The 3,410-nt window shown below is 63.1% G+C and carries 3 protein-coding genes; 1 reads left to right on the plus strand and 2 read right to left on the minus strand.

Annotation, left to right across the window (positions count from 1 at the left end; all coding sequences use genetic code 11):
- On the minus strand, nt 1-2,230 hold a 2,230-nt coding region (locus tag VMR39_RS05740; protein WP_325415040.1), incomplete at its 3' end, for a DNA gyrase subunit B.
- An 86-nt stretch (nt 2,231-2,316) separates the two neighbouring features.
- Here VMR39_RS05740 and VMR39_RS05745 point away from each other — a divergent pair.
- Nucleotides 2,317-2,799 (plus strand): hypothetical protein, encoded by a 483-nt coding sequence (locus VMR39_RS05745; RefSeq protein WP_325415041.1) that lies wholly within the window; start codon nt 2,317-2,319, stop codon nt 2,797-2,799.
- 159 nt (nt 2,800-2,958) lie between these two features.
- On the opposite strand, the gene VMR39_RS05750 is transcribed toward VMR39_RS05745, so the two are convergent.
- Nucleotides 2,959-3,408 carry a DUF1993 domain-containing protein gene (locus tag VMR39_RS05750; protein ID WP_325415042.1) on the minus strand — a complete coding sequence of 150 codons (450 nt, stop codon included), beginning with the start codon at nt 3,406-3,408 and terminating at the stop codon, nt 2,959-2,961.
- Nucleotides 3,409-3,410 lie beyond the last annotated feature (2 nt).

Raw genomic sequence — 3,410 nt, forward strand, 5'->3', positions numbered from 1 at the left:
CCTTGGCCGGGGCGGCGGGCAGATCGTCCGCGCCCGCTTCCTCGGCCGCAGCGGCGGCCTTGACCGTCACCAACCGGCCGGAACTCTGGTAGCTGGCCGATTCTTCGCTGGCGATACTGTGCAGCTTGCGTGCTTCGGCCGATCCTATGAAGCCGCCCTCGATCACATGATGATCGGTGACGCCGCGCCACATCCGCTCGAAGTGGAAACCGCCTTCCTCGGCGATGCGGCCCGACCAGCGGCCCTCCACATCATGGGCATCCATCCAGGCGACGGTCGCGGCCAGCCGCTGCGCCTGCGCGTCGTTCGACAATTCGGGATCGAGCGCGCCATTGAGACTCAGTGCCTCGATGATGGCCGGATTGTAGCGGCGCGGGACATAGCGCATCACCGCGCGCATCCGCCGTCCATGCTCGATCAGGCTGCGCAGGTCGTCGCCACTGCGTGCGCCACCGCTGGTTTCCAGGACCATCGTATCGACGCCATTGTCGACCAGATATTGTTCCAGCGCGGCTTCGTTCTTGAGATAGACTTCCGACCGGCCGCGGCTCGCCTTGTAGAGCGGCGGCTGCGCGATATAGAGATGCCCTGCCTCGATGATCTGCGGCATCTGGCGATAGAAGAAGGTCAGCAGCAGCGTGCGGATATGCGCGCCGTCGACGTCGGCGTCGGTCATGATGACGATCTTGTGGTAGCGCAGCTTTTCCAGATTGAAATCGTCGCGGATGCCGGTGCCCATCGCCTGGATGAGGGTGCCGACTTCCTTGGACGAGAGCATCCGGTCGAACCGCGCGCGCTCGACGTTCAGGATCTTGCCCTTCAAGGGCAGGATCGCCTGATTGTGGCGGTTGCGGCCCTGCTTGGCCGAACCACCGGCCGAATCACCCTCGACCAGGAAGAGTTCGGACTTGGCCGGATCGCGTTCCTGGCAGTCGGCGAGCTTGCCGGGCAGCGAGGCGATGTCCATCGCACCCTTGCGCCGGGTCAGCTCACGCGCTTTCTTTGCGGCCTCGCGGGCGGCGGCGGCGTCGATCACCTTCTGGACGATCATCTTGCCGTGCTGGGGGTTTTCCTCCAGCCATTCCGCCATCTTGTCGGCCATCAGGCTTTCAAGCGGCTGCCGCACTTCGGAACTGACCAGCTTGTCCTTGGTCTGCGACGAGAATTTGGGATCAGGCAGCTTGACCGAGACGATCGCGGTCAGCCCTTCGCGCATATCCTCGCCGGTAAGCGATACCTTCTCCTTTTTCAGCGCGCCGGACTTTTCGGCATAGCTGTTGAGCGTGCGGGTCAGCGCCGCGCGGAAGGCGGCGAGGTGGGTGCCGCCGTCGCGTTGAGGGATGTTGTTGGTGAAGCAGAGGACGTTCTCATAATATGAGTCGTTCCACTCCAGCGCGACGTCGATGGTGACGTCGTCGCGGGTGCCGGCGATCGCGATCGGATCGGGCATCAGCGCATTCTTGTTGCGGTCGAGATATTTGACGAAGGCTGCGATGCCGCCCTCATAATAAAGCTCGACTTCCTTCTTCTCCTCATGCCGCGCGTCGACCAGGAACAGGCGCACGCCACTGTTGAGGAATGCCAGTTCGCGATAGCGATGTTCCAGCTTCTCGAAATCATAGTCGGTGTGGTTCTTGAACGTCGCGCCGTCGCCGGGTACCTTCTCGGTCGAGGCGAGGAAGGTGACGCGCGTGCCTTTCTTTCCCTCCGGCGCCTTGCCGATAACCTTGAGCGGCGCGGTGGCGTCGCCATAGGCGAAGCGCATCCAATGCTCCTCGCCGTCGCGCCAGATATTGAGGTCCAGCCATTCGCTGAGAGCGTTGACGACCGAGACGCCCACACCGTGCAGGCCGCCCGACACCTTGTAGGCATTGTCGTCCGACGTATTCTCGAACTTGCCGCCCGCGTGCAGCTGGGTCATGATGACCTCGGCCGCCGACACGCCTTCTTCCTTGTGGATGCCGGTCGGAATGCCGCGGCCATTATCCTCCACGCTGACCGACCCATCGGGGTTCAGCGTGATGACGATCCGGTCGCAATGTCCCGCCAGCGCCTCGTCGATCGCATTGTCGCTGACCTCGAAGACCATGTGATGGAGTCCGCTGCCATCGTCGGTGTCGCCGATATACATGCCGGGCCGCTTGCGCACGGCATCCAGCCCTTTCAGCACCTTGATGCTGTCGGCGCCATATTCATTGCTGTTCGGGGAGTTGACGGGTTCTTCGCTCATGCCGAGCATATAGGGAAAGGCGCGCTGAAACTAAAGCGAAACATGCCGTCTTTCGCCGGGGGGCTGGGCGGTCTATCACGCTTTCTATGCGGACAGTCCTTGCCTTGATGTTGCTTCTCACAGCCTGCTCCAAGAGCAACGACGTCTATGAGGAATTGCCCAACAGTTCGCTGGCCGGCGCCCCGCGCGAGGATGTGCCCGAAAGCCGCATGGATGCGCCGGTCGCCCGGCCAGTCACCGTCGGGGAGGATGGCCCGCGTCTTGATGCCTGCGGCACGCTGGGGCAGGTCACGCGGAGCGGCGCTGCCGGATTGGTGTTGCGCGCCGCGCCGTTCAGCGATGCGAAGGAACTGGCGCGGCTGACGGAAGGGCAGCGCGCCTATGTCTGCACCCGCAGCATCGACCAGAAATGGCTGGGCGTGGTCGTCTTGCCAGCCCAGCCTGCCGACAATGCGACCATGCCCGCCGATTGCGGCGTCTCGTCCCCCGTGGAACGCAAGCAGGCCTATGACGGCCCGTGCGTCAGCGGCTGGGTGGCCAGCGCCTATGTGCGTCTGATCGGGGGTTAGAACTGGATGGGATTGAATGAAATCAACCTACACCCGTTCGTTTCGAGCATCGTCGAGAAACGAGACAGAGTGGCGTTCAGTAAAGCCAAATTCACCCAACGCGCTATCGGCTTCTCGACTTCGCTCAAAGCGAACGGATAAGGATAAGGTCATCGCCGGCTACATTCCGCCGAGATAGTCCAGCTTGCCCACCGGCACGCCTGCCTGCCGAAGCAGCGCATAAGCGGTCGTCAGATGGAAATAGAAATTGGGCAGCGAAAAGGTCAGCACATGGCTGCGCCCGGTGAAAGGCATTTCGCCGTCCGGCACCTTCAGCACGACGGTCGCGTCTTCCCGTCCATCGATCTTCTCGCGCGGCACGGCGTCCAGCAGGGCGATGGTCTTCGCGATCCGCGCCTGCAATTCCGCGAAACTCTGTTCGGTGTCCGCCATCGCCACCGGCTCCAGCTCGCCCAGCCGCGTGACCGTACCCTTGGCCGTATCGCAGGCGAACTGCACCTGCGCGGTCAGAGGCTTCATGTCCTCGATCAGTTGCGCGCCGGTCAGCGCCTGCGGGTCGATACCCTTATCGGCGGCGAAGGCCGCGCCCTTGTCCAGCAGGGCGGACAGGT

This window comes from Sphingobium sp. (assembly GCF_035511395.1).
In the GTDB taxonomy this organism is placed as follows: Bacteria; Pseudomonadota; Alphaproteobacteria; order Sphingomonadales; family Sphingomonadaceae; genus Sphingobium.

Excerpts from the sequence above, each read along its gene's own strand:
- VMR39_RS05745 (WP_325415041.1), top strand. The coding sequence starts at position 2,317 with ATGCGGACAGTCCTTGCCTTGATGTTGCTTCTCACAGCCTGCTCCAAG.